This window comes from Paenibacillus cisolokensis (assembly GCF_050481165.1).
GTDB lineage: Bacteria > Bacillota > Bacilli > Paenibacillales > Paenibacillaceae > Paenibacillus_AH > Paenibacillus_AH cisolokensis.
Map to the genome: position 1 here is coordinate 1 of NZ_JBCNFP010000143.1, position 24,820 is coordinate 24,820.

A 24,820-nucleotide genomic window follows, 5' to 3' on the forward strand; every position below is an offset into this window, starting at 1 on the left:
TGGGCTTTCGAAATTCAGGATGAAGAACCTTACCTTTGGGCCGCTGACGGCTGTAAGCCTGGTCCAGAGCTTGCAAGACCAGTTCCTTGGTCATCCGCTCATCAGCGTGCCAGCCTACGATTTTGCGCGTGTACAAGTCCATGACGCTCGCGACATAGAGCCATCCTTCGTCTGTCGGAACGTACGTGATGTCCGCCATCCAGACTTGGTTGGGAGCTTGCGCTGTGAACTGCTGATTCAGCACATTGTCATGCACTGGCAGGTTGTGCCTCGAGTTCGTCGTCGCCTTGTATTTTCGGACGGTGCGCGACTTAAGCCCCAACTCCTGCATGATGCGGGCGACGGTTTTCTCGGACACCCGCATCCCTTGCTGGCGCAAGACTTGAGCGATCTTCGGACTGCCATACAGACGGCGCGATTCCAGGAAGATGCGGCTAATTTGCTGTTTTAACCGTTCGCGGCGTTTTTTCCGTTCACTTTCCTTGCGCCGGGTCCATTGATAATAACCGCTCCGGGATACATTCAAAATCCTGCACATCTCCGACACCGGATACTTGGAGCGGTGCTTGTGAATAAACGAAAAGATCAGTTCCGGTCTTTTGCGAAGATGTGCATCGCTTTTTTTAGAATCTCATTCTCCATCTCAAGTTGGCGAATTCGTTTCTGCATGTCGAGGAAGGTCTTTTCCTCCATTTTCAGATTGCCGCTGCCGCGAAAAGCGTTGACCGGATCCTGTTTGAATTCGTTGATCCAGCGGTACAGGGTATTGTCGGACACGCCCAATTCCCGAGCAGCCTGCGCCACCGGCTTCCCCTGTTCTTGAATCATTTTCACGGTTTGGATTTTAAACTCTTTGTCGTATTTCTGACTCATCTTCGGACACCTCGATTTTGCTAGGTTTATTGTTGCATTCTCGATTCTCGGTGTCCACTATTTAGTCTAGCATCACCCTGTTATCCGTAAGGGTCCATTTTACACGCTCCAAGGTATAGTCAACGCAGAAGGTTGGAGGGTACCACAAGACCTTCGATCGTATTTTGACGTTGCCTTCACATTCGAAGGTAAAAGCGAAGGATATCCGCTCACGGTGAAGTATTGGACTTGGAACGGTACGCCGATGCGACCCGATGATGAACTGGGCAACTACCCCGCTGGCACTACCTTGCAAGTGCGGTTCCCTGAAACGATGGAATACAACGGACAGACGTGGGAAATCTACTATTCCACGCTCAGATCGAAGCTTACGGGAAGGGATTCATGGGAACAAGACCTCAGCGACGACAACCCAGACAACGACAAGGTAGCAGTACGGGACTTTACCATGGCATTCGGCGGCGTGGATGTCATAGGCAAGTACAGACCGCAACGGGACCCATGTGAACAAAATCCAAGCCTCCCCCAATGCGGCGGCGATCCGGATCCCGGCGGGTCCGACCCCGGCACGGGCGGCAGTTCCGGTTCCTGTACTTGGACCATTAGCGCACCGAGCGGCGGCACGCGACAAACGGGTTCGGTCATGAATCCGAACGCCACCGGACAGATCGCTGCGGACGGTGTATTCGATGTCGTGCAGGGAATTCCGACTTCCGAAACTACAAGCGTGGTGTAAGCATTTGTCTTTGCCTTCCTTTGGCTTTCAGGTGCCGGGGACGTACCGAAATCTTCTCCGGCAATTTGGAGCGCAAGAGAAATGCCTTTCCGTTTGCCGGAAAGCCAGCCGTTGGCAAGGAGTAAATACCACGCTTGAGACCTGCCGCCGCAAACTGGTGCAGTCAGAACTGCGATCATGCCGCAGGTATACACTCTGGCGTGCGGGATACCTTGCGTCGCAAGGCGAATCCGGGCTTCCCAACCGGTGTAATCGTTTACAGCTGCCAATGCCACCAAGATGCCACCCATCGTCACGTGCTCCGGCTCTCGTTCCCAGCCTGCTCGAAATTTTTTTCCGGCTTCCCTGGCCGCCACCCCAGCGCCACCCCGGTGGCGTCCTTTCCCGCAAGGGGCACAACCGTTTTCAAAAGGTCAGAGTGCCACCGTTTTTAAAAATACAGCCTCCTGTTGTTGGATACAGAGTGCTGTATTTTTTAATTTTTTTATTCTCTCTGGTGGCGTGTAGATCTATTTTAGAGGGGTAGAGTCCCTTTTCTACAAGGGTGCCACTGTAGATGCCACCGTTCGTGTTGTGGTGGCATCTGTACTCTGTATACAGGTAAATCGGCTTTCGTCGGGAAGGGAACCGGGAAACCGGAAGGCGAAGCGGCGGCAGATGCCACCGCGATGCCACCTTCGGCGGGAACGAAGCCGAAACAACAGCGGCAAGTTGGGGGCGGAGGAAGCAGATGAGAAAGCAGTGGGCGCGGCTTGGGTGCCAGTGCGCTGCCGGAGCAACGACTTGACAATGGCCGCGCGGCTGGCACAAACGCCACCCCGGTGGCAGAGAAGGCGAGGGTGTATGTCCTGCCGCTGTATGCCGAATCCGCCCCTTGCAACCAGAAACCGCACCCGGCATGTATGCGCGGCGGACAATCTGCAAACACGTTGCAAACAACAGGCACTACGGTCATACCCTCAAGGCAATAGGTCGAAACCGGGCAGAATCCCGGCGAATGCCTGCCCCCAAAGGATCTAGAAGATGCGATCCGACACACTGAAAACGCCCATTGTCCAGCTATGCGGACTGGCGTGAACAAGCGTGACAAGTTTTGAGGAGGGGACAGGAGGGGACGCAACCGAATTTGCGTCCCGCGCGAATCCGTGCGGAGAAGAGGGGTTCCGTCCGGACCGTAACCGGGCATGGTTACGGTGATTGCAGCATTCGAGCCGCTATGTCGTACCGGAAGAGCAGGGAGGAGGGGGGAAACGATGCCCGGACCCGCACGCCTCGTCAGCCTGTTCCCGAGCGTGGCCGTCCGGCGTCTTCATGCGGACCGTGAACGCGAATACCGCTCCGCGAGGCTTGTTGCTCCGCACTTCGATCCGCCCGCGCATCAGCTCGACCAGGTTTTTGCATATGGCAAGCCCCAATCCGGTGCCTCCGTATTTGCGGGTCATCGAAGAATCGAGCTGCGAGAACGGCTGGAAGAGGAGCGGCCTTTTTTCCTCGGGTATGCCGACCCCCGTATCGCGAACTTCGAATTCCAGCTCGACGGCTTCACCGTCGGAACGAACCGGGCGGACGAGGACGTGAACGCTGCCCTCGTTCGTAAACTTGACGGCGTTGCCGACCAGGTTGATGAGCACCTGGCGCAGCTTCGTCACGTCGCCGACGACATATTCCGGCAGCGCCGGGTCCATGGAATAGCTCAGCTCAAGATTTTGCTTTCTGGATTTCGCCACGAACAGATCGATCGCTTCATTCATGCACGACTCGAGATGAAACTCCACTTCTTCAAGCTCCATCTTGCCCGACTCGATCTTGGCATAATCGAGTATGTCGTTGATGACCGACAGCAAAGCGTCGCCGCTATTCTTGATAATTTCCGCGTATCCCCGCTGCTCCTCGTCCAGATCGGTTTCCAGCAGCAAGGCCGCCATGCCGAGGACGCCGTTCATCGGCGTGCGGATTTCGTGGCTGACCATCGCCAGAAAATCGGTTTTGGCGCGCGCCGCGATTTCCGCTTCCTCCTTGGCTGCGACAAGCTCCATCTCGCTTTGCTTGCGCTGGGTAATATCGCTGACCGTGCAGGCGTATATCCGCTCGTTGTCGACGATCGTGCCGCCCAGCTTGATCTCCGCATCGAAGACGCTGCCGTCCTTGCGCGCAAGGCGGATTTCGAGCGGCATCGAAGCGCCGGACGGACCGTCGGCGCCGCCGACCATATTGGCCGGGATAAGATCTCCGCTCATCAGGGAAGGGAGGAGCATCGTAACCGACCGGCCGAGCACTTCGGTTTCGGTATACCCGAACATCGTTTCCAGCGCCGGATTGACGGACAGGATTCGCCCTTCCTGATCGAACGTGATCATCGTATCGACCGACGTGCCGCTGACGATCCGCGCCTGGGCTTCCGCCTTGGACAGCTGGTAGGCGGTGCGCATCAGTTCCTTGTTGATTCGCTCCAGTTCCTTCGTCTTCTGATGGAGCAGTTCGCTTTGCAGCTGCAGCTTCTTGTTGTTGACGAACATGCTGACGAACCCTTCGATCTTGGTCCGCAATATTTGCGGGTCGAAGGGCTTCAGCATGTAATCAATCGCGCCCACGGCGTAGCCGGTAAACTGATGGCGGTTGTCGTTGCCCGCCGCGGAGATGAAAATGATCGGAATTTCCTTCGTTTTTTCATGCGACTTGATCAGCCGGGCGGTTTCGAACCCGTCCATGCCGGGCATCTGCACATCGAGCACGATAACCGCGAAATCGTCGTACCGCAAGCAGCGAAGCGCCTCTTCCCCGGAGAGGCATTTAACGAGACGATAGTTCGAATCCCCAAGCACCGCTTCAAGCGCCAGCAAATTTTCCGGATTGTCGTCGACCAGCAAAATATTGATGGGACCGTCAAACACGACCATGCCTATCACCTGCCTGATCATAAATTTTACCATAAAGCCGATTCTGCCAATCCGGTTCTTATTAGTCCGATGCTCACTATATACCACGAGTCGGAAGACGCCAAACGGCAAAGAACTGCGCCAAAAGAAGGATATATTTGAATCCATTTTCCTACATGCCGGTAGGTTTTACGTTTCATTTTTTTCCAAACGGCGGAGATTTGCCGGTAAAAGTGGACCTGAAAGCTTTTCTTCGCGTAAATGTACATATGATACATTAAAATTTTATATGGAAGAGGAGGAATTATATGAGGAAATACGTACTGAAACGGAAAATTTGGGGAAGTTTGCTTGCCGCCAGCGTCTTCATTGGCACCGTATTTGCGCCGGCTGCCGCTTCGGCCGCAGACTCGAAATTCGTGGATTCGATCTGGAAACGCTATACCAATATCGAGAAAGCGGAAGAAAAGCTGTACCTGGAAACTCTCAAGCATCGGACACTGGAGTTCGAAACATTGCTGCAATCGGCAACCGAACAGCAGAAGGAGCTGGAACGCATTATCGAGGAGGACCAGAAATACCTGGAGAACTTGTACGAAGAGGATCTTGAACAGCTGGAGCGCACATACGGAGACAATCGGGACTACAGGGCAAAACTGAACGACTACAGGAGGCAGCTCAGCCCAAGCTATACGCCAGGGGTCATGTGGGACTACTATAAGGTGGCCAACAAGTCCTACACCTCGAGCGCGCACTGGAAATTCGACAAAGCCGTTTCGCCAAGCTATTCGATGGGCGTCATGTGGAAATACAAAAATGAAGTGAATCCGTACTACTCGACGAGTACGATGTGGAAGTACCGCAATACGGTCAATCCGCATTACTCGTCAAGCACGATGTGGAAATTGCGCAATGAGGCGAACGAGAACTACAGTGCCGGCACGATGTGGCGCTATGCCAAGGGGAAAATCACGAAAGCCGCCGCCCAGAAACAAATGGATCAAATATTCCGGGACGCCCAGGCCAGTCTGCAGCAATTCCGTTCGGATACGAAGCGCAAGCTCGACAACGTCCGCGACAGCTCGGTACGGCAACTGACGGAAATCCGCGACAGCATGATCGCGACCATTCTGGAGAAGCGCGAAAACGCGATCACGAAGCTGAACGAGATGAGACAGTCGTCTTTCGGCGGAACGCTGACCGTCCGGCCGCTTGAAATCAAATTCCCGCCGCTCTCCGCAAGAGTGCCGGCGCTGAACGAAATCAGAGTCTATATCGACGGCGAGCTGCAATCGTTCGAACAGCCGCCCGTCGTCATCAATGGCAATACGCTTGTGCCGATGCGCGCGATCTTCGAGCGGCTGGGCGCCAAAATAACGTGGAATTCGGCGACCCAAACGGTAACCGCAGGTAAAAACGGCACGCAAATCGTGCTCAAGCTGAAAAGCAAAAACGCGCTCGTCGGCGGGGCGGAAGTCGAACTGTCCGTTCCGGCGCAGGCGATCCGCCAAACGACGATGGTGCCGCTTCGTTTCGTAAGCGAAGCGTTGGGAGCGGAAGTCAAGTGGAACGCAGCGGAAAGAACGGTAACGATCCGTACGGATCAATAATAATAGAAGAAGGGGCTGCCCGCGGTAGCCCCTTCGCTTTCGTTTGTTCACGACCGGGAAGCGTTGTTCCGAAGCTTCTCGAGATGCTTTTTCCGCAGCTCTTTTTTCAGCTCTTCCCATTTGTCCTTGTTCGCTTCTTTCGCCTTGCGGATATCCTCGCGCAGCTGTTCCTTCGTCTTGCCCTCAACCGGCAGTCCGAAATACCGGGCCACGTATTGCAGCCGCGCCATCTCTCTGGCTTCCCGGTCTTTGTCGCATTCCTTGCGTTGCTTATGCACCTTGCCGTCCGCAGCGTCCGGCTCCCGTTCGGCGGAGGAAGGCTTCTGCTCTGCAGCCTGCGGCGGCTTGGCGGCCCCGGGCGCTTGCTCGGCAGCTTGCGGCGCCGTCTCGGCTGCCTGCGGCACCGCAGCGAGCGCCGATGCGCCGCCGGCCGTCAGCGCAATAACGATTGCGGACACGAGCAGTTTTCGATACATGGATGCTCCCCTTTCTTCAGTGCGGCACTGGCCGCTTTTTCCATGTATAGAATACCCGGCGTGGTAAAGTTTCATTCGAGCGGGGTTTTTCCGTCAGCGGCGGGGAGACACCAGACCAAATGCAGCATGCCGGACATATAATGTTCCGCTTTTTATTGCGATACGCGGAGACGGTCCACATCCCCTTCGATATACGTTATGTTCAGACCGTATAGCCGATCGCCAGCTGTCTTTGCTTTTTCAAGCATGGCCGTTACTTTCATTTTTTATTTTTGTCGGCCTTATGATGCGCGCGCTGCCGCCATACGGCAGGCGTCACGCCGGTATACTTTTTGAACGCTTACGAAAAAGACGGCAGGTCGGGATATCCTACCGATTGCGCGATTTCGGCCAACCTGTAGTCGGTCTGCTCCATCAACAGCTTCGCTTCGTTCATCTTCAAGCTTTGCAAGTATTTAAGCGGCGGCATCCCGTATGTCCGCGTAAACTGCTTGGTAAAATAGGTTCGTTCGACGCCGACATAGTCGGCCACGCCCTCGATCGAAATCCCGTCCGCATAGTGAATTTCCAGATAGTCCTTTCCTTTCTGCAACCAATTCCGCGGCTCCTCGGCGCGCGCACCGTTTGCATAAGTTGCGGCCGTCACGGAGCCCAGAATCCGGTAAAACATGCTCAGCCTCGCCAGATCGGAATGCGTGTCCGTCTCGACAAGCTTGAAAAACTGCTCGATCAGCTCCAGCGTATCTTCCGTCAGCGCGTTCTCAATATGCGAATGGTAAGGCCCGAGCCCGATCCGTTCCAGCAATTGCAGCGCAAGCTTGCCGTCAAAAGCGAAGAACACTTTTTTGAGCAATTTGCGGGGGTTTGTATAATATTCGTGCGTCACCTTTGGAAACAGGCAAAACAGGTCGTTCGGACGCAGACGGTACGTCCGGTTCCCCTGGATGAACGTCCCTTCCCCTTCAACCACAAAAAGCAGATAGTAGTATGGCGTAATGCGCGGACCGATATGATAGTTGGGCTTGGCGATATTGGCGCCGAGCCGGATCGGCCAGGCCGCGCCCGCGCGCTCGAAAGCGGACGGCGTGAAATAGTGGATTTCCAGCAGTTCGTGATGATCCTCTTTCATGTTGTTGAACATACGACCACCTCATAGGAATCTACATGCAATGAAAGATATGGCAAAACCACAAAATGACAAACAATTTCCGCCACGAATTGCCATAGACGACGACGGAAGCGACCTGCTATGATCATTATCAATATTAATCCTATCATTTTAATCGGTTATATACCAGACATCTGGTTATGGCAATTCGGGAAATCACGATTATTACGAAACATCGCGTACAAAGGGGCTCGAAAACATGGCAAAGCAAACCAAAGTCGAATTCGGTTGGTTTATTCCAACAAACGGGGACGGCCGATATTTGGGCGTCAAGCCGGAACGGGAACCTTCTCCGCAATATTTCGTTCAGGTTGCGCAGGCTGCCGAACGGGCCGGATACGAGTTCGCACTCATTCCGGCGGGAGGAGATTGTTGGGACGGCTGGATCGTCGGCTCCTGGGTGGCGGCATCGACCACCAGGCTGAAGCCGCTTGTCGCCGTGCGGCCCGGTTTGCTGACGCCGGGGCTTGCCGCCCGCATCGCGGCGACGCTGGACCAGATGTCGGGCGGACGAGCGCTGATCAATGTCGTAACCGGCCACTATCCGGAAGACTTGAAAGCGACGGGCGATCCGCTCTACGGCGACCATGACGAGCGCTACGCGCGCACCAAAGAGTTTCTGGACGTGTTGACAGGGGTATGGCAAACGTCTGCGGAGTCCGGCGGATTCCATTATGAGGGACGGCACTACCGGATAGAAGGCGGTGTCTGCAAGCCGTCTGTAGTGCAGCGTCCGTATCCGCCGCTGTATTTCGGCGGCAGCTCGCCCGCGGGCAAGCGCGTCGCGGCGGAAATGGCGGATGTGTACCTGATGTGGACAGAGCCGGTGGACTGGATCCGCGAACAAATCGCCGAAATGCGCCGCTATCTGGACGAGGTGGAGGCGGAAAAAGGCGTCAAGCGCGAACTGCGCTACGGCATCCGCGCGCAAATTGTGGTGCGGGAGTCGGAAGACGAAGCGTGGGAAGCAGCATGGAACATTTTGAGCAAAGCCGACCGCAAGCTGATCGACGAACGGGAAAAGCGCCATGCCAACACGGACGCTGTCGGCCAGAAACGGCAAATGGAGCTGTTCGCGGGCGCCAAAAACAAGGATTATCTGATCGGCCCGAATCTGTGGTCCGGACTGTCGGCGGTGCGCGGCGGCGGCGGCGTGACGTTCGTAGGCACGCCCGAGCAGGTGTCCGACCGCATTGTCGAGTTTGTCGAGGCCGGCATTACGTCGTTTATTTTGTCCGGATATCCGCATCTTGAAGAAGCCGAAATATATACATCGAATCAGCACCTTTCCTCTGCCTCGACGGCTAACGGGAGCGTTATCCGAACGACGGTTCCTTTCATCAGTGCGCTCTCGATTTCCATCGACATGGCGTCTTGATAATACAATTTCAGCCTATAGAACACATTTTTGAGTCCGATTCCTCTTTTCTCCTCATTTCGCTCGTCCCAATCGCCATCAAGAGACTCCCTCAGACTGCGAAGCGCATCGCTGTCCATGCCGACTCCGTTGTCGCTCACCTCGAGCGTGAGACGCCCCTCCGATATCCGGGCCGTGACCTGAATGATTCCGCCTTCCTCCCAACCCGCAAACCCATGTTTAATCGAGTTTTCGATGATGGGCTGAAGAAGGAGCTTCAATACGCGCACCCGCATCAGCTCGTCGGGGACGTCGAATCGGGCCTCAAAGCTGTGTCCGAACCGGAATTGCTGGATCGTCACATAATTCGCCGCATGCGAAAGCTCCTTCCCGAGCTCTACGACGTCCGATCCTTTCGATATGCTGTACCGGAACAGGTCCGCAAGCGCGCCGACAATGGTGATGATCTCATGATTGCCGCTTTTCATGCTTCGCATATTGATCGATTCGAGCGTATTGTACAGGAAATGCGGATTGATTTGGGCTTGCAGCATCTGAAGTTCGGCACGCGTTTTCATCGAGCGCAGTTCGTTTTCCCGGATTTTGTTTTGCGCATTCTCTTCCATCATCCGCATATTCTGTCCGATCGTCTGCTCCAGACGGGCAATCATCCGGTTATAGCTCTTGATAATGTCTCCGATCTCGTTGTCGCCTTCGTACTCGACGCGCGCGCTCAAATCCCCGACGCCGACGGCAGCCATCGTATCCTTCAGCCGTTTGATCGGTTTGACCAACAGGTTGGCGATGACGAACGCGCAAGTGACGGAAACGAGCAATACGACCAGCATGCACAGCAAATATTGGTCATGCAGCATCTTTTTCTTTTCTATGACTTCGGTGAGCGCGTATTCGACGGAGATGTGCCAGTCCGTATCCGGAATTCTCTTTCTAAAAGCTACCGACGCATTGGCATCGGACCGGACAGGCGGCTTCGACCGATAGAGCGTCTCCCCTCCTTCGGCGGATATGAGATAAGAAGCATCGAAGAGCCCCGTTTCCACATCGGCGAACAGCGAGTCTTTCGGGACTAGCAGCAAGTAATTCGCGGCTGTACCCGCCGTCCCGAGTTCGAGCCGCTTGACGACGGCGGCCGACGGCTGATTGAACACGGTCTTATAGTTGTAAATCCAATAGGCGTCTTCTGCGTTGCGAAAAAAAATCGGATCGGTTTGGAAAATATCCCTGCTGTTCGAGTAGATCGAAGAATAAATGCTGTTTCCCGACTCGTCCAACAGGACGAAATAGGAAACTTCGTTGAGTCCCGGGAACATGGTCAAATTGATCGTCTTCATGCTTCCGATCGTCGGAAACGGGACCCCCGACGTCAGGTGCCCCTGCAGCTGCCGGCTGACGGACAGCTCATTCAACGTGTTCTCCATGAATCGCGCCCGGTTGCGTACGTTGACGGCGGCGAAATCGGCAATAGCCTCCATGGACGATTCCATCTTGCGCTGCACGTCCTGATTCAGCAGCCGGGCGTACAGGAGGCCGTCGGCCACAGATGGAACGCTCACGGCAGCGAGCAGCACGAGAATGAACTTGTTGCGCATCGAAATCGAATGAAACCCTTTGCGGAATAAATTTTCCGGCAGCGACCGCAGCACCAATTCTTTTCCGTTCGTTACGGATTGGTTTTTGAGCTTTGCGGAAATGATCCGGAACGGCCGCAGCACCCTTTTCACATAGACGAAACTGATTAACAGTGAAAAAAGGAGCGTCAGCAGCGATATCCCCGCCATCTTGAGCAGCAGTTCCGTGTCGAACCGGTACGGACCGTATTCCCGCACCGTGTGGATCACGCTGAGCCGGAACGGCGACAGCTCCTTGACCGCATGCCGGTACGTCGTTCCCTCCGTGATCGTTTCCCCTTCGGACAGTTCCGGCACGTACGCCGGGAACGGCCCAGGCGCCGTAGACCACAAGATTCGCTCCCCGTTCGCAACGGAGAAAAAGGAGCCCGCAACATCCTGCTCGGGGATCGCCCGACCGAAGAAGCCGTCTTCCAGTACAATGACGATAAACACGCCGTTGGCATTGCCGTTTGTCATCACCACCCTGCCCTGGATCTCCTTCATAAACCGCTGAAGCCCAGCGATGTCGGCCGAACTGAGCAGCTCGCTGTCGGTACGGAACCGCCGCATCAAATCCTCTTCCGTATACACAATCAATTGATCGCGGTCGGGGAGGAATACATTTTCCAACTTCGAATGATGAAGGAGCTCCATATGGAGATTCGGAAGTTCCTCTACCCCTGGGGATGCCGCCTGCTTGCGGTACGATAACTGATTGACGTTGGCACCGATGAAGTAAACCGCATCCACCATGTAAGAGGAAAGTCGGAGCGTCTCCAGCTTGTTCAACAGCTGCTCCTTCTCCGCAAGGACGACTCGCTCGTCGCGAAGCCGCATAAAGTTTTTAAAAAAATCGCTGAATTCCGGCGTTTGAAACAGCAGCATCAGATTGTTAATGCTGTTTAATTGGCCCAGCATGTTTTGCTGGTACTGCCTAAGCATGGCTTCCGCGCGTTTGTCGTTCAGACTTTGGTCGATCGAATTCGTATAGACTAAGCCGATGTAACAGAGCACCAGCTGCACGGCAAACGTGAGCGCTACCGACAGCAGGACGATCCGGCCGAGCGTGGGACTGTATAAACCGGATTTATGCATGCTTACACCTCTCCACGGTTCCGATTTTTACGCGGCGTTTCGATGGTTTTTAGAGTGAAGCGCTTCCATTTTGGCGGTCGGCGGAGATGCGGGTAGGCGTCTCCTACCCGTACAACATGAAGTAGATATTAATTCGGCATTTTATAATAATCTCCTCTATTGTCACGCTGGCGGATTGGAGCGGAGTGCAGTTGGGTAAAAAACGAAGCAACTGTATACACTGAAGTGCACACAGTTGCCTGCTAAAGTTAATTCAATCGATGTGCCAAAGTACCAAAGACAGTATATCGCATCATTCTCTTCCCGATCGGATCTTCACTTCGATATAAGGCGTTGACCGGAGTCACCCCGTATTCGCAAACGGTCCCGGCAGCCCGCCTTTCGGACGAGAGCTATGCAACTTCAGCGCCGATATACGAGTGGGTTGAGCGGACTGACGGCAACATCGCCCGCTTTGCAGCCCGGCAGCCACCCGGCGAGATCGTTGCGTCTGGCGTTGCTGTCCGGTTCGGCCACCCGGGTGCCATCCGCATAATAAATGATCGTCATGACCTTGCGCGTTCGATTCGTCGGATTGCTCGGCGCGCTGTGCAGCGTCCATCCGGCATGGAACGTGGCATCCCCGGCGTCCATGGCCCCGTAGTTGACCTGGGGGATTTTCTTTACTTCAATAAATTGCCCGAGAGTCTTGTGGGATTCGTCGGAGATTGCGAGCTTGCTGATATAGCCCAAATGATGGGACCCGGACGCAAATGTCATCGTTCCCATTTCTTCGGAAATCGGGACCAGCGGCATCCACAGGGTGATCGTTTTGTCGGAATCCAGCGGCCAGTAGATTTGATCCTGGTGCCAGGGCGTGTGTCCGCCGCCCGGTTCTTTATACAGAGCCTGGTCGTGATAGATTCGGACACCCTTCACGCCCATCAGGTCTGCGGCAATTTTGGCAAACCGCTTCGCCAGGACAAACCGTTTTCCGGCTTCGCTCATTGTCCATATATTGCCGATTTGAATAAATGCTTTGCCGTACGTATCCCGTTCCGACACAGGCTTGTCATGGTAATTCTTCTGTTCGACAATTTGGCTGATCACCGGTTCATACTGCAGTATTTCCGTCTGCGAAGCCACATTGCGAAGAAGGATATGGCCGTCCTTTTGATAGCTCTCGATCTGTTCCCGGGTCAACTCATACTCGTCATCCATGATCGGCAATTCGTCCATATGAACGTTATGAATCATTCGATTTTCTCCTTTTACGCATTTTGCTGTTCATCTTTCGCATCCGGCGATCGGATTCGAAATCGATAACCGCTCATGTTCTTTCGCTTCGTTCCCGCTACCGCCTGTTTTCTTCTTCTGCGAAGCTGCCGACCTGGTTCCAGGACGTTCCGTACGGAATAGGTCCCCCACGGTTCGGCAATTGGACAAGACCGACGTCGCAGCGCACGGCACCGAGACGGCTTCCGCAGATGAGCAGGCCCGTGTCGTCGTAAATGTTGTCCGCAAGCTGGTGCGCATCACCCGCCCGATATGAGAAAACAAGACCTCTGCGCGGTCTGCCCGAGATGTTGGCATCCGAGCCGTGCAGCGTAAGGGCATGGTGGATGCTGATCCCGCCCGCTTTGGGCGTAATATCGACTACCTCGTAAGGATCGTGCCAATAGGAGTTATCCTGGCATTCCGAAACGAATCGGCCGTCTCTCTCATGATTCAGGACGCCGAACTTGTGGCTGCCTCTTACCATCTTCATGCAGCCGTTCTCCGGAGTGGCATCGTCCAGCATAACCATGACCGACAGCAGGTCGGTATTCGTATGCGGATAGAACGCATAGTCCTGATGCCACGGAAACGCCCCGACGCCCTTGGTGGGCGGCTTCGTTGCCAACTTGGAGTGCTGCAGCTGAATATGGGGACCCAGCAGCGGCCGGATTTTGGCGACGATGGCAGGGTGTTTGGCCAGCCTAAGAAACGCGGGATGCCGGGATGTAATGCCGAGTGCGTGAACCGTCCTGGATTCATATTCTTTCTGGGTGCGCATAGCGACAATCTGAGGCTGCTCGCAAGCCGCGCGGAGCTCCTCTACCTCCTCGTCCGTTATGACGTTGTCGAATACGAGGAATCCGTCTTCCCAATACCGTTCTACTTCCTGTTCGCTCAAGCCGATCTCCTTTTGGTCGAGAATGGTTCTTCACTCCCCGCAGATGGATTGACTTTACACTTATCATATTAGGGATGACAACGCTTACGGAATATAATAAACTGTGGTAAAAATATCAGGATCCGGCGAAAGGTGCTGAACACCGTGAACGGCAAGCTTGAATTTTTCTACTACAAATCCGAGAATGCCGGCAGCTATGTGGACTTTCACAAGCATAACTGCTACGAACTCGTATACTATGTAACGGGTACAGGAACGATGAATCTGGACGGAGAGTTGCTGCGGTACACGCCGAACACCATGACGGTGACACGGCCGAATTTCATGCATGACGAACGGCACGACGAGGCGACGGACGTCATCTTCTTCGGTTTTCGGTATGACGACTTTCCCGTACCGCTCCGCAATGGCTTGGTGCCGGATTCAGAGCGGCGCGATATTCTGAGGCTTGTGCTCAGCATGAAGGAAGAGCTTCTGGAGCAGAAACGCCACTATGATTATCGAGTCGATTTGCTCCTGAACGAGACGATTTTGCTGATCGGAAGGTTGGCCAATCTGGACGCCGAGGACAATCGGCCGGAGAAGCTTTTCTATGCGCGACGTTACCTTGACGAAAACTTTACCCAGCCGGTCAACATGCAGACGCTGGCCGAATTGTCGGGCTACAGCAGCGACCACTTTCGCCATCTGTTCAAGGAACGGACCGGCATGTCGCCCTCCCGCTATGTGTTGAACAAACGATTGGAGGCAGCGAAGCACATGCTGCTGAACACGAACGCAAGCGTTAGCGCGATCGGCCTGGAATGCGGGTTCTCGACGACGTCCCAGTTCATCGAGCTGTTCAAGCGGGAAACCGGGAGGACGCCGCTGCAATTCCGGATTAAGGGGATACAGACTTATTGAAACGGCCGTTCGCATGAAAATGAAAGCAGCCCCGCTCCCTTTTCCGCGGCTGCGCGAAGGAAGCGGGGCTTTCCCGCCTTAAAAATTTTGCATCTCCGTTCCGTTCATGAGTGCGACTCCAGGCTATGAAGCCGTGCGCGCAGCGCTTCGCGATCGAACCCTTCCCCGATAAACACCGCCACGTTATGGACGGTGCCTTGCGGCGTAATGCGCATGAAGTCCGTTTCCCGAAACGCATATTGAAACAGAAACCGGCTGTTCGTATCGCGAAATTCGACGATGCCTTTGGCCCGGTATACGTCCGGCGGAAGCGAACGAAGCAGCGCCTCGAATGCATGGCTGTCCACCGCTCCGCGGAAATAATGCGTAAGCGCGGATACATGGGCATGCGATTCATGAGCATGTTCGTGATCATGTTCATGTTCGTGATCATGCGATTCGTGGGTAGGCTTGTCTTCGTGAAGATGGCCGCATGCCGGACCGCAAGAGGGACCGCAGCCGTCTGGCGCATCCCGGCGGTGCTGCGCGTTCGCAAGAGACGTCCCCTCCGGCCGCAGCACCGCGGTGTCTTCGCCGGGCAAGACAGCGGGATCGCCGCCCGTAAGCCAGGCCAGATCGGCCATGGCGCGGACGGTCGCGACGATCGGCGCATGCGGGTTCCATTCGCGCAGCAGCTGCTGCGCTTCCACCAGCTCTTCCGGGTCGAGCCGGTCCGTCTTGTTGAGCACAAGCCGCGAAGCACAGCGAATCTGCTCCCGCATCAGCCGGAACGTGCGGCTCTGCCCGGCGCGGCGGCGGCGCAACAGTTCCGGCCCGTCCGCGACGGCGATGACGGAGCGAAGCGCCGTTCGCACATACATCGAAGAATCGGCCACGCCGTCCATCAGCTCGAGCGGATTGGCCGCTCCCGTCGCTTCGATAATGAGGACGTCGGGCCGATACTGCTCCGCCAGCGACTTGATCGCAAGCCCCAGGTCGCCGCGCACGGTGCAGCAGGCGCAGCCGCCGAGCAGCTCGGCCATCGGCGCTCCCTCCCCGATCATCTCGCCGTCGAGGTTCGCCTCGCCGAGCTCGTTCATAATGACGGCGGGCTGGAGTCCCCGCTCGCGATATTCCTCCAGCATGCGAAGGAGCAGCGTCGTCTTGCCGCTGCCCAGAAAACCGGTCAATAGATCCACCGGAATAATTTTGTCATGATGTTGATTCGCGCTCACGATCCGATCTTCCCTTTCATCGCTTGTCTGTTTCACTCATTATATCGTTTGGCCGGCCTTAAAAAAAGCAAAAAACTGCCGTTTGCTCAGGACGCGTCGTCCCGTCGCGATGGCAGTGCTGCGTTTGAAGATCATGTTTACAGCAACGCTTTAAAGGAGTTGCGGATCACATCGCCCCGGCTGACAATGCCGACCAGGACGCCGTTGCGCTCAACCGGCAATTTTTTGATCCGTTTCTTTCCGAGAATAGTCGCGATGTTCTCGACATCCTCATCCCAGGCCACCTTGTGCACCGTTTTTTGGGCCAGACTCATCACATTCAATTTCAAAATTTCCTTGGCCCTTTCTTCGAACTCTTTTTCATCCCCTTTGACGACATGGATATAAAAAAACGTATCGACGATAATATCCTGATGTTTGCCGATATAACGGACGATATCCCCGTCGCTGATGTACGCGACAATTTCGTTGCGGTCGTTCACAACCGGCAAACCGCTGATGCCATGGTCGATAAACTTTTCGATCACGGCCTGCACCCGATCGTCCTGTTTGACTTTAATGACCGGGGTTTTCATAATTTCATAGGCTTTCATCCTTCATTCTTCAACCTCCCGGATTATGGTTTCCATAATAGAATTTTGCCAACCCGCCCTATAAAGTTGTATAATACAACTACTATTACCGCTAATTGTATAGCTCAACTCCAATAGTGTCAAATATAATCCTTTCTTCCGATTTGAAAGGTGCAGTCCGCAAGTTATGATGGCAGTACAACGGTTTGTCAGGAGCTGGTCGACAATGGATCGTCATTCATTGGAAACGCTCGAATACGAGATGGCGTTGTTTGTTCGTATTATATCCAATATATCCGACAGAAAAATCGGGAATCTGGACCGTTCGGCTTATTTATTGCTGCATCAGCTCATGGTTCAAGGTGCCGTAGGCGTAAAAGATTTGGCCGCCAGCCTGCAGCTCGACGTGTCCACCGTCAGCAGACAAGCCTCGGCATTGGATCAAAAGGGCTACGTCGTTAAGCTTCCGGACCCGCAGGACGGCAGAGCGTACTTCTACCACATTACGGAACAAGGCGCGAAAGCGTTACTCGAGGAAAAAAAAGCGCGGGCAGATATGATCGACAAACTGCTAAGCGACTGGTCCGAGGAAGAACGCCGGCAATTCGGGGAGCAACTGAAGAAGCTGAACCGGGTGTTGAAAGAATATGAAGAAGTCAAAAAAGGTGGGTAGATCGGCTGCCGAACTTATCGTCATCCCGCATGGCGCACCGGTTCCAGAGCGAGGATGTTTTCGATCCGGAACACCCGCGGCGCGCCGGTCGTCAGACAGAATGCCCGGACAAGGCCGTCACGGGCGGACTGTACCCGGACCTCGCGCTTCGAAAACTTGCCGCGCCGATCCAGGTAGATCATGATGACGACGTATTTTTCAATTCGCATGGCCAACCTCCGAATCAGAACGTTTGTTCTTATTATATCCGGAACATTCGTTCGTATTCAAGTTCAAAATATAAGCATTATATGTAGATTTTTGTAATCCGGAAAATGCGATGCCGGCGAACCGATGCCGCCGGTGACAGCCAAGCGGGCTGTGCTGGCGAACCGATGCCGCCGGTGGCAGCCAAGCGGGCTGTGCCGGCGAACTGATGCTGCCGGTGGCAGCCAAGCGGGCTGTGCTGGCGAACCGATGCCGCCGGTGGCAGCCCACGCGGGCTAAGCCGGCGAACCAGTGGCACCGTTGCAGCCCAAGTGGGCTGTGCTGGCGAACTGATACTGCCGGTGGCAGCCCAAGCGGGCTGTGCCGGCGGACAGGGGCGGTCGGCAACAGCTGAATGCGGTGAAAACTGCAAAAGTGCAGGATTTTGGGCCCGAATAGACGACTTTGGCTCAAATTCCTGCGATAGTGCAGGATTTTTTGATCATTTCCGTTTTACAAGCCGCTTGGAGGTCCAAAAAACTGTATTATCGCAGGAATTTGAACGTTCGGGCTATCGATAGCGGGAAAAAGCTGCACTTTTGCAAGATTGGTTGATTTAAAACGAATGAAAACGATGAGAACGGTAGCGGACAGGTGTCGGAACAAAACGGCAACGAATAGGTGCGGGGGCAAAAGGTAACGAATAGGTGCGGGGGCAAAAGGCAGCGAACAGGTGTCAGGGCTGTTGATCGGCTGCAATCAGGTGGCTTAATACCGTCTTGCAGCGGCTCCGGAAAAAGAAAAAAGCTTCTCACAAGTCCGAAGGAACTTATAGAGAAGCTTCTCGTTCAATCATTGCGGGAAGAAGGTGACCTTTTTGTGACTTTTATGATAAAACGGGACCTTTGAAGGTCCCGTTTTCCTTGATATTCAGGGTTTTCGGCCTGACGATTACATCATGCCGCCCATGCCGCCCATTCCGCCCATGTCGGGAGCGGCTTTTTCTTTCTCCGGCTTGTCGGCAACGACCGCTTCGGTCGTCAGGAACATAGCCGCAACAGAAGCCGCGTTTTGCAGTGCGGAGCGGGTAACTTTCGCCGGGTCAACGATACCGGCTTCGAACATGTCAACCCATTCGCCGGTTGCAGCGTTGTAGCCGATGCCGGGTTTCTCGTTTTTCAGGCGCTCGACGATAACGGAGCCTTCTTGGCCGGCGTTGGCCGCGATCGTGCGAACCGGCTCTTCCAGCGCGCGCAGCACGATGTTGACACCCGTTTTCTCGTCGCCTTCCGCTTGAACGGCCGCCACTGCTTTGTATACGTTCACGAGCGCCGTACCGCCGCCGGATACGATACCTTCTTCAACCGCAGCGCGAGTGGAGTTCAAAGCGTCTTCGATGCGCAGTTTGCGCTCTTTCAGCTCGGTTTCCGTAGCGGCGCCGACTTTGATGACCGCTACGCCGCCAGCCAGTTTGGCCAGACGTTCTTGCAGCTTCTCGCGGTCGAAATCGGAAGTCGTTTCTTCGAGCTGAGCCCGAATTTGCGTTACGCGGGCGTCGATGTCTTTCTTGTCGCCAGCGCCATCGACGATGATGGTGTTTTCTTTGGATACGCGAACTTGGCGCGCGCTGCCCAGTTGTTCCAGCGTAGCCGATTTCAGGTCGAGACCAAGCTCTTCCGTAATGACTTGACCGCCGGTCAGAGCGGCAATGTCTCCCAGCATCGCTTTGCGGCGATCGCCGAAGCCCGGAGCTTTAACCGCTACGCAGGTAAAGGTGCCGCGCAGCTTGTTGACGACCAGGGTAGCTTGCGCTTCGCCTTCGACATCTTCCGCGATGATGAGCAGTTGACGTCCGGATTGTACCACTTTCTCGAGAATCGGCAGAATCTCTTGAATATTGGAAATCTTTTTGTCCGTGATCAGGATATACGGATTTTCGAGTACAGCTTCCATTTTGTCCGTATCGGTAACCATGTATGCGGAAGTGTAACCGCGGTCGAATTGCATACCTTCGACAACTTCCAGCTCGGTTTGGATACCTTTGGACTCTTCAACGGTCACGACACCGTCGTTGCCGACTTTCTCCATCGCGTCGGCGATCAGTTGGCCGAGTTCTTCGTCCGATGCGGAGATAGCGGCTACTTGCGCGATCGATTGTTTGCCTTCGATCGGCTTGGCGATCGACTTCAGCTCTTCCACAGCTGCGTTGACCGCTTTCTCGATCCCTCTGCGGATTACCATCGGGTTGGCGCCTGCCGTAACGTTTTTCAGCCCTTCGCGGATCATCGCTTGCGCGAGAACGGTTGCCGTCGTCGTACCGTCGCCGGCTACGTCGTTCGTTTTCGTCGCTACTTCTTTAACGAGCTGAGCGCCCATGTTTTCGAACGCGTCTTCGAGTTCGATTTCTTTGGCAATGGACACGCCGTCGTTGGTGATGAGCGGGCTGCCGAATTTCTTCTCAAGCACGACGTTGCGGCCTTTCGGTCCGAGCGTTACTTTTACCGCGTTTGCAAGTGCATCGACACCACGCAGCATCGCACGGCGGGCGTCTTCACTGAACTTGATTTCTTTTGCCATCGTCAGTGACCTCCTAATATTGGATTCTAAGTAACGATTAGCCTTCTATTTAGTGAAAGAGGCTTAGTCCAGGATCGCGTGAATTTCGCTTTCCTTCATAATCAAATACTCTTTGCCATCGTATTTGATCTCCGTACCGGAATATTTGGAGAACAGAACGCGATCGCCTTCTTTAACTTCGAGTGCGACACGAACGCCGTCTTTCAACGTTCCGCTGCCCACGGCAACGACTCGGCCTTCTTGCGGTTTTTCTTTTGCCGTTTCCGGCAATACGATACCGCTGGCAGTCGTCTCCTCTTTCGCGATAGGTTCGACCAATACGCGTTCACCCAAAGGTCTGATCATGAAAAAATAGCCTCCTTTTTGGATTCATTTTACTTTTATTAGCACTCGTAATGGTTTAGTGCTAATAACCATTTTTATAATACTCAACTTGGTTTCGGATTTCAAGGGGGCAGGTGCAATTTTCAACAATTTCACCGCCGCCTTGCAAGCGCTTCGCCGAAAAGGTCCCTCGGTTATCAGGGACCTTATTACGTTTGCGCATGGCTTTCAAGTTCTCCGTATTCGCGCTCCCGCGCCGCATCCTTCTCCTGCTGCTTGCGATACACGATACCGGAAAAAAACAGGCTCGCCTCATACAAAACAATTAGCGGAATCGACACCAAAATATCGGATATCACATCCGGCGGCGTAATCGTCGTACCGATTAACACCATGATGAAATAAGCGACTCTGCGCATTTTTTTTAGTCTTTGCGGGGTGACGATTCGCAGCTTCGTCAGAAACATAATGACAAGCGGCAATTCGAACAGCAGCGATACCGGGATCAAAATGTTGAACATGAACGCGAAATACTGCGTCACGCCGTACGTCTCTTCAAGCCCGAGATTGCGGGATACGGTCGTCGTAAACCCGAATGCCATCGGAAAAATGACAAAATAGGCAAATGAAAGCCCCAGCACAAACAACAACGCCGCATAAGGCACATAGCGAACCGTCGCCCGCTGCTCCGCCGGATGCAGACCCGGTTTGACAAACGACCATATTTGATAAAAAGCGACCGGAATCGTGATGAGCAGTGCGATAACAAACGCAAATTTCATGTACATGCCGATGCCGTCCCACAAGGAAAAAGCATGCAACTCCATGTCTTTAACCGGCTCCTGGGCCATCAGCAGCCGGTAAGCGGGGTCGGCGAGCAGCAGGCCGGCAACCATGCTGAGCACCAGCACGACAAAGATGACGATCACACGTTTGCGCAGTTCGCCAATATGCTCGAATAGCGACATCAGTCCTTCTTCCCGAAGCCGCTTTTTCAAACGGTTGTCGTCCGCAGACGCACCCGAAGAACGGTCAACTGCCATGAGCCACCGCCTCCTTCCTTGCATGATTGCATAAGGTAGTCAAGCTTGCACCTTTCAAGGGGAGAAGAAGCATGGCTTCGCATTTCAAACCGGTACCGGCATAGTGTCTGCAATGACAAATCATTTTACGCTCTTCTCCGACTGAATTTTTTTTCATGTGATTAATAGTAATTTCGACATTATGCTCATGTTAAAAAAAGCGGGCTTCCGTCAGTCCGGAAGCCGTTTGTTATCCGATGGATTGTCTTCCGTGCGGCTGACGTCAACCCGTTTCTCATTTTTGCGGTCTTGATCGTCGTCCATTAACTCCCTGGCTCCGGATTTGAACTCCCGCAGCGTTCGTCCAAACGCCCGGCCAAGCTCCGGAAGCTTGTTCGGCCCGAACAACAGCAACGCAACCAGAACGAGCAAAATGACGCCCGTTACGCCAATCGAGTTTACCATGATCATTCCCTCCTTATCAGCATTACGCAAACAAACGCTTCTATTCGCAACGATCAACGATCGGTCGAAACCGACCGCCAAGCCGACGATGCTAGCAGTTGTGCAGCAGACCTCCGTATCCGAGGGCGACAATATCGTCCCGCGTTATCGTGTCGCCCGCCAAAATTCGCGGCAGCAGCGCATCGAACGAGGTATACGGGTCATGCATGACGCATCCGGGAAGCCCCATGATCGGGCGACCTTTCAAGTAGCCCATCAGCAGCATCGAACCCGGCAACATCGGCGTACCGTAGCTGACGATGTCCGCTCCGGTCTCCCGAATCGCTCCCGGCGTCCGATCGTCCGGATCGACGGACATCCCGCCTGTCACGAGTATTATATCATAACCGCACTCCAACAAATAGTAAATTTCGTTAACAATTATTTGGCGGTCGTCAGGCGCAAATCGCTGCTCCGCTACTTCCGAACCGAGCGCCTCGACTTTCTGGCGGACGACGGGACCGAATCGGTCGGCGATCCGGCCGCTGTACACTTCCCCGCCCGTCGTCAGCAATCCGATCCGCTTTCTGTGCAGCGGACGAACGCCGACGGGAGCGGCACCGCCATGCGCATCCCGATATTCCGCGGCCAGCCGTTCCACAGTTTCCACCTTGCCGGCCGGCACGACGAGCGGGATGGCCCGGGTCGCCGCAAGCGGATCCCCGGGACGGACAACCGTATGCGTGCGCACGGTCGCAAGGGCGATGTCCCCGATTTCATTAACGGCATGAACGAACCGCTCGTCCACGGCAGCCAGTCCCGTTATATTCGACCGTACCGTGACTTTGCCTTCGCGCGGCCCGGCAAGCTCCGTCCCTTCCCCGGCCAGCGCCCGCGCCATCCGGATCGCCGCATCGTCCTCGTGCAGCTCTCCCGGCGCGAGCTCCATAACATAGATATGTTCCTTGCCGATATCCAGAAGCCGCGGAATATCTTCTTCGGTAATGATGTGGCCTTTGGCGAACAGCCGCCCTTTGAAGGAACCCGGCACGATTTGCGTCAAATCGTGGGCGAGCGCCATGCCGATCGCTTCGCGCACCGGCACTTCCTTCAATATCGTGCCGCCCGATTTCCCGTTAGCCTTCATACGAATGCTCTCCGATCCGTCCGGACAGCACGCCGAGCGCATGCGGCAGCTGGTCCATAACCGCCATTAAATTTTCGTGCACGCCTTTCGGACTGCCGGGCAGGTTGACGATCAGACTTGTTCCCCGAATGCAGCACACGCCCCGCGACAGCATCGCCCGGGGGGTGCGCTGCATGGCGGCCATCCGCATCGCTTCGGCCATGCCGGGCACGTTCCGGTCCGCCACCTTAAGCGTCGCTTCGGGCGTCACGTCCCGCGGTCCGAGACCGGTTCCCCCGGTCGTCAGCACAAGATCGGCTTTATAATAATCCGTCATCTCGATCAGAGCCGCCATAATTTCATCCTGTTCGTCGGGCACGATGCGATAATCCACGATCTCGCCGCCCAACTCCTCTTCCACCAGCTCGCGTATCACCTGTGCGCTCGTATCTTCCCGCTCTCCGCGGGAACCTTTGTCGCTGGCCGTCAAAATCGCCACTTTCCATCGCATGTCCCATTCCTCCCAACTGTTCCGTCATTCACCCGTCCGCGCAGGAAATGTGTAATCTCCCGATTTTCCGCCGGTTTTGGCGAGCAGCCGGGTCGGACCGATCTCCATATCCTTCTGCAGCGCCTTGCACATGTCGTATACCGTCAGCGCCGCTGCCGATACCGCAGTCAGCGCCTCCATCTCCACGCCGGTTTTGCCGGTCGTCTTGACTGTCGCTTCAATATATAGTTCATCTTCGCCGTTATCGGCAAACTTCAGATCGATGCCGGTCAGCGGCAACGGGTGGCACATCGGAATCCATTCCGACGTTTTCTTCGCCGCCATAATGCCCGCCACCTGCGCGACTGCAAGCACATCGCCCTTGCCGACCTTTCCTTCCTTGATCCGCGCCAGCGTATCCGCGCGCATCCGGACGCATGTGCCGGCAGTCGCCTCTCGCGGCGTGGCCTCCTTGTCCGACACGTCCACCATTTTCGCCCGCCCCTGCTCGTTGAAATGGCTGAATCCCGTTTCCATCGCTACGATCCTTTCCGCACCGCAGGATAGAAGCCCCGCTCGGTCATCACGCCGTCGACGCGCGCATCGTGATCCTCCGTCGGCACATCGGCGGTCAACTGCGCTTCATAGGCCATCCCGATCCATGGCGGTCTGCCGCCGGGCAAGGAACGAAGATAGGCGTCGAACCGGTCGTAATAGCCGCCCCCGTACCCCAGTCTGCCGCCGCGCAGATCGAAGGCAAGACCCGGGACCCATACCGCATCCGGTATGCGACGGAAGGCTTTGGCCCGGGAAGGGTTCGGCTCCGGGATGCCGTATGCCCCGGTTTCCAGATCGTCCCATCCGGCAATCCGGTACAGCGTCATCGAACGGTCGGCGGGATTGGCGCGCGGTACCGTTACGGCGACGCCCCGTTCCCAACCCCATTCGATCAAGGGCCGCGTATCCAGCTCCGAACGGAATGGGACATACGTCATAAACGATTCGATGCCGCGCTCCTCCATCCATGCGGCCGCCGCGCGACATGCGTCCAGCGACCAGGCGAGACGCCGCTCCAGAGGGAGCCCGTCGCGCAGCGCCGACATCCGGCGGCGCCATTCGCGCTTCTGGCCTGCGGTATCATTCGCTTTATCCTGCATTATGCTTCTTCTGCCTTTATTCACATATTTTCGCCCGTCAACGACGGCGAAGCCATTAACGCCAGATGCTACTAGTGTACCATTAACTTCAATAATAGCCAATGCACACAGCGGCGAATATCCCGGCCATCTCCGACCCTTCCCGCCAGTCGCGC

General features: G+C 55.1%; 24 protein-coding genes. 5 read left to right on the top strand and 19 right to left on the bottom strand.

Features of this window, described 5'->3' with window-relative positions; translation table 11 throughout:
- Both ABEV74_RS20395 and ABEV74_RS20400 read right to left on the bottom strand, forming a co-directional pair.
- Window positions 1–589: IS3 family transposase (locus ABEV74_RS20395; RefSeq protein WP_430149144.1), on the bottom strand; the 589-nt coding region annotated here is incomplete at its 3' end.
- Window positions 586–873 (bottom strand): transposase, encoded by a 288-nt coding sequence (locus ABEV74_RS20400; protein WP_430149055.1) that lies wholly within the window; start codon window positions 871–873, stop codon window positions 586–588. The genes ABEV74_RS20395 and ABEV74_RS20400, both read right to left, overlap by 4 nt.
- Before the next feature lie 214 nt (window positions 874–1,087).
- Here ABEV74_RS20400 and ABEV74_RS20405 point away from each other — a divergent pair, with 214 nt between their 5' ends.
- A complete protein-coding gene (locus ABEV74_RS20405) occupies window positions 1,088–1,609 on the top strand; it encodes a hypothetical protein (protein WP_430149058.1) in 522 nt (173 codons plus the stop codon).
- Between the two features lie 1,214 nt (window positions 1,610–2,823).
- Here ABEV74_RS20405 and ABEV74_RS20410 read toward each other — a convergent pair.
- The gene (locus ABEV74_RS20410) at window positions 2,824–4,539 is read right to left on the bottom strand and encodes an ATP-binding protein (RefSeq protein WP_430149060.1); all 1,716 of its coding nucleotides are present in this window, start codon (window positions 4,537–4,539) and stop codon (window positions 2,824–2,826) included.
- Window positions 4,540–4,793: 254 nt separating this feature from the next.
- Here ABEV74_RS20410 and ABEV74_RS20415 point away from each other — a divergent pair, with 254 nt between their 5' ends.
- Window positions 4,794–6,095 (top strand): copper amine oxidase N-terminal domain-containing protein, encoded by a 1,302-nt coding sequence (locus ABEV74_RS20415; protein WP_430149061.1) that lies wholly within the window; start codon window positions 4,794–4,796, stop codon window positions 6,093–6,095.
- Between the two features lie 47 nt (window positions 6,096–6,142).
- Here the strand turns inward: ABEV74_RS20415 and ABEV74_RS20420 are convergent, their stop codons facing one another.
- Both ABEV74_RS20420 and ABEV74_RS20425 read right to left on the bottom strand, forming a co-directional pair.
- On the bottom strand, window positions 6,143–6,571 hold the full coding sequence (locus tag ABEV74_RS20420) for a hypothetical protein (protein ID WP_430149064.1): 429 nt from the start codon (window positions 6,569–6,571) through the stop codon (window positions 6,143–6,145).
- Between the two features lie 340 nt (window positions 6,572–6,911).
- Complete coding sequence (locus ABEV74_RS20425; protein WP_430149067.1) at window positions 6,912–7,712, bottom strand: helix-turn-helix transcriptional regulator; 801 nt, start codon at window positions 7,710–7,712, stop codon at window positions 6,912–6,914.
- Between the two features lie 226 nt (window positions 7,713–7,938).
- Here ABEV74_RS20425 and ABEV74_RS20430 point away from each other — a divergent pair, with 226 nt between their 5' ends.
- Window positions 7,939–9,117: an LLM class flavin-dependent oxidoreductase gene (locus tag ABEV74_RS20430; protein ID WP_430149070.1), complete on the top strand. Its 1,179-nt coding sequence runs from the start codon at window positions 7,939–7,941 to the stop codon at window positions 9,115–9,117.
- On the opposite strand, the gene ABEV74_RS20435 is transcribed toward ABEV74_RS20430, so the two are convergent.
- The 3 genes from ABEV74_RS20435 to ABEV74_RS20445 form a co-directional block, all read right to left on the bottom strand.
- A complete protein-coding gene (locus ABEV74_RS20435) occupies window positions 9,018–11,822 on the bottom strand; it encodes a sensor histidine kinase (RefSeq protein ID WP_430149073.1) in 2,805 nt (934 codons plus the stop codon). The genes ABEV74_RS20430 and ABEV74_RS20435 overlap by 100 nt on opposite strands.
- Window positions 11,823–12,224: 402 nt before the next feature.
- Window positions 12,225–13,058 (bottom strand): phytanoyl-CoA dioxygenase family protein, encoded by an 834-nt coding sequence (locus ABEV74_RS20440; protein WP_430149075.1) that lies wholly within the window; start codon window positions 13,056–13,058, stop codon window positions 12,225–12,227.
- A 97-nt stretch (window positions 13,059–13,155) separates the two neighbouring features.
- Complete coding sequence (locus ABEV74_RS20445; protein ID WP_430149078.1) at window positions 13,156–13,977, bottom strand: phytanoyl-CoA dioxygenase family protein; 822 nt, start codon at window positions 13,975–13,977, stop codon at window positions 13,156–13,158.
- A 132-nt stretch (window positions 13,978–14,109) separates the two neighbouring features.
- Between ABEV74_RS20445 and ABEV74_RS20450 the strand changes: the two genes are divergently transcribed.
- Window positions 14,110–14,880: an AraC family transcriptional regulator gene (locus ABEV74_RS20450; RefSeq protein ID WP_145977279.1), complete on the top strand. Its 771-nt coding sequence runs from the start codon at window positions 14,110–14,112 to the stop codon at window positions 14,878–14,880.
- Between the two features lie 104 nt (window positions 14,881–14,984).
- Here the strand turns inward: ABEV74_RS20450 and ABEV74_RS20455 are convergent, their stop codons facing one another.
- Entirely contained in the window at window positions 14,985–16,094 is a 1,110-nt protein-coding gene (locus tag ABEV74_RS20455) for a CobW family GTP-binding protein (RefSeq protein WP_430149081.1), read from the bottom strand.
- Between the two features lie 137 nt (window positions 16,095–16,231).
- Entirely contained in the window at window positions 16,232–16,687 is a 456-nt protein-coding gene (locus ABEV74_RS20460) for a CBS domain-containing protein (protein WP_062495371.1), read from the bottom strand.
- A 205-nt stretch (window positions 16,688–16,892) separates the two neighbouring features.
- On the opposite strand from ABEV74_RS20460, the gene ABEV74_RS20465 reads away from it, so the two are divergent.
- Window positions 16,893–17,339 carry a MarR family winged helix-turn-helix transcriptional regulator gene (locus ABEV74_RS20465; RefSeq protein ID WP_062495374.1) on the top strand — a complete coding sequence of 149 codons (447 nt, stop codon included), beginning with the start codon at window positions 16,893–16,895 and terminating at the stop codon, window positions 17,337–17,339.
- A 20-nt stretch (window positions 17,340–17,359) separates the two neighbouring features.
- Here ABEV74_RS20465 and ABEV74_RS20470 read toward each other — a convergent pair whose 3' ends face one another.
- The 9 genes from ABEV74_RS20470 to ABEV74_RS20510 all read right to left on the bottom strand — a co-directional run bounded on the left by ABEV74_RS20470 (window position 17,360) and on the right by ABEV74_RS20510 (window position 24,665).
- A complete protein-coding gene (locus ABEV74_RS20470; protein ID WP_430149085.1) occupies window positions 17,360–17,548 on the bottom strand; it encodes a hypothetical protein in 189 nt (62 codons plus the stop codon).
- 928 nt (window positions 17,549–18,476) lie between these two features.
- Window positions 18,477–20,102, bottom strand: coding sequence for a chaperonin GroEL (groL, locus tag ABEV74_RS20475; protein ID WP_062495378.1), 1,626 nt, complete (start codon window positions 20,100–20,102; stop codon window positions 18,477–18,479).
- 63 nt (window positions 20,103–20,165) lie between these two features.
- Window positions 20,166–20,447, bottom strand: coding sequence for a co-chaperone GroES (gene groES / locus ABEV74_RS20480; protein WP_062495380.1), 282 nt, complete (start codon window positions 20,445–20,447; stop codon window positions 20,166–20,168).
- 188 nt (window positions 20,448–20,635) lie between these two features.
- A complete protein-coding gene (gene tatC, locus ABEV74_RS20485) occupies window positions 20,636–21,469 on the bottom strand; it encodes a twin-arginine translocase subunit TatC (RefSeq protein ID WP_430149088.1) in 834 nt (277 codons plus the stop codon).
- Between the two features lie 210 nt (window positions 21,470–21,679).
- Window positions 21,680–21,913, bottom strand: coding sequence for a twin-arginine translocase TatA/TatE family subunit (locus ABEV74_RS20490; RefSeq protein WP_213527039.1), 234 nt, complete (start codon window positions 21,911–21,913; stop codon window positions 21,680–21,682).
- A gap of 91 nt (window positions 21,914–22,004) precedes the next feature.
- On the bottom strand, window positions 22,005–23,039 hold the full coding sequence (locus ABEV74_RS20495; RefSeq protein WP_430149091.1) for a molybdopterin-binding protein: 1,035 nt from the start codon (window positions 23,037–23,039) through the stop codon (window positions 22,005–22,007).
- A complete protein-coding gene (locus ABEV74_RS20500; protein WP_062495387.1) occupies window positions 23,029–23,529 on the bottom strand; it encodes a MogA/MoaB family molybdenum cofactor biosynthesis protein in 501 nt (166 codons plus the stop codon). The genes ABEV74_RS20495 and ABEV74_RS20500 overlap by 11 nt, the downstream gene beginning before the upstream one ends.
- 24 nt (window positions 23,530–23,553) lie before the next feature.
- Complete coding sequence (gene moaC, locus ABEV74_RS20505) at window positions 23,554–24,045, bottom strand: cyclic pyranopterin monophosphate synthase MoaC (RefSeq protein WP_213527035.1); 492 nt, start codon at window positions 24,043–24,045, stop codon at window positions 23,554–23,556.
- A 2-nt stretch (window positions 24,046–24,047) separates the two neighbouring features.
- Window positions 24,048–24,665, bottom strand: a complete 618-nt coding sequence (locus tag ABEV74_RS20510) for a 5-formyltetrahydrofolate cyclo-ligase (protein WP_430149094.1) — start codon at window positions 24,663–24,665, stop codon at window positions 24,048–24,050.
- Between the last annotated feature and the right edge of the window lie 155 nt (window positions 24,666–24,820).

Excerpts from the sequence above, each read along its gene's own strand:
- ABEV74_RS20400 (WP_430149055.1), bottom strand. The coding sequence starts at position 873 with ATGAGTCAGAAATACGACAAAGAGTTTAAAATCCAAACCGTGAAAATG.
- ABEV74_RS20410 (WP_430149060.1), bottom strand. The coding sequence starts at position 4,539 with ATGGTAAAATTTATGATCAGGCAGGTGATAGGCATGGTCGTGTTTGAC.
- ABEV74_RS20415 (WP_430149061.1), top strand. The coding sequence starts at position 4,794 with ATGAGGAAATACGTACTGAAACGGAAAATTTGGGGAAGTTTGCTTGCC.
- ABEV74_RS20420 (WP_430149064.1), bottom strand. The coding sequence starts at position 6,571 with ATGTATCGAAAACTGCTCGTGTCCGCAATCGTTATTGCGCTGACGGCC.
- ABEV74_RS20425 (WP_430149067.1), bottom strand. The coding sequence starts at position 7,712 with ATGTTCAACAACATGAAAGAGGATCATCACGAACTGCTGGAAATCCAC.
- ABEV74_RS20430 (WP_430149070.1), top strand. The coding sequence starts at position 7,939 with ATGGCAAAGCAAACCAAAGTCGAATTCGGTTGGTTTATTCCAACAAAC.
- ABEV74_RS20435 (WP_430149073.1), bottom strand. The coding sequence starts at position 11,822 with ATGCATAAATCCGGTTTATACAGTCCCACGCTCGGCCGGATCGTCCTG.
- ABEV74_RS20440 (WP_430149075.1), bottom strand. The coding sequence starts at position 13,058 with ATGATTCATAACGTTCATATGGACGAATTGCCGATCATGGATGACGAG.
- ABEV74_RS20460 (WP_062495371.1), bottom strand. The coding sequence starts at position 16,687 with ATGAAAGCCTATGAAATTATGAAAACCCCGGTCATTAAAGTCAAACAG.
- ABEV74_RS20465 (WP_062495374.1), top strand. The coding sequence starts at position 16,893 with ATGGATCGTCATTCATTGGAAACGCTCGAATACGAGATGGCGTTGTTT.
- ABEV74_RS20470 (WP_430149085.1), bottom strand. The coding sequence starts at position 17,548 with ATGCGAATTGAAAAATACGTCGTCATCATGATCTACCTGGATCGGCGC.
- groL (WP_062495378.1), bottom strand. The coding sequence starts at position 20,102 with ATGGCAAAAGAAATCAAGTTCAGTGAAGACGCCCGCCGTGCGATGCTG.
- groES (WP_062495380.1), bottom strand. The coding sequence starts at position 20,447 with ATGATCAGACCTTTGGGTGAACGCGTATTGGTCGAACCTATCGCGAAA.
- tatC (WP_430149088.1), bottom strand. The coding sequence starts at position 21,469 with ATGGCAGTTGACCGTTCTTCGGGTGCGTCTGCGGACGACAACCGTTTG.
- ABEV74_RS20490 (WP_213527039.1), bottom strand. The coding sequence starts at position 21,913 with ATGGTAAACTCGATTGGCGTAACGGGCGTCATTTTGCTCGTTCTGGTT.
- ABEV74_RS20495 (WP_430149091.1), bottom strand. The coding sequence starts at position 23,039 with ATGAAGGCTAACGGGAAATCGGGCGGCACGATATTGAAGGAAGTGCCG.
- ABEV74_RS20500 (WP_062495387.1), bottom strand. The coding sequence starts at position 23,529 with ATGCGATGGAAAGTGGCGATTTTGACGGCCAGCGACAAAGGTTCCCGC.
- moaC (WP_213527035.1), bottom strand. The coding sequence starts at position 24,045 with ATGGAAACGGGATTCAGCCATTTCAACGAGCAGGGGCGGGCGAAAATG.
- ABEV74_RS20510 (WP_430149094.1), bottom strand. The coding sequence starts at position 24,665 with ATGCAGGATAAAGCGAATGATACCGCAGGCCAGAAGCGCGAATGGCGC.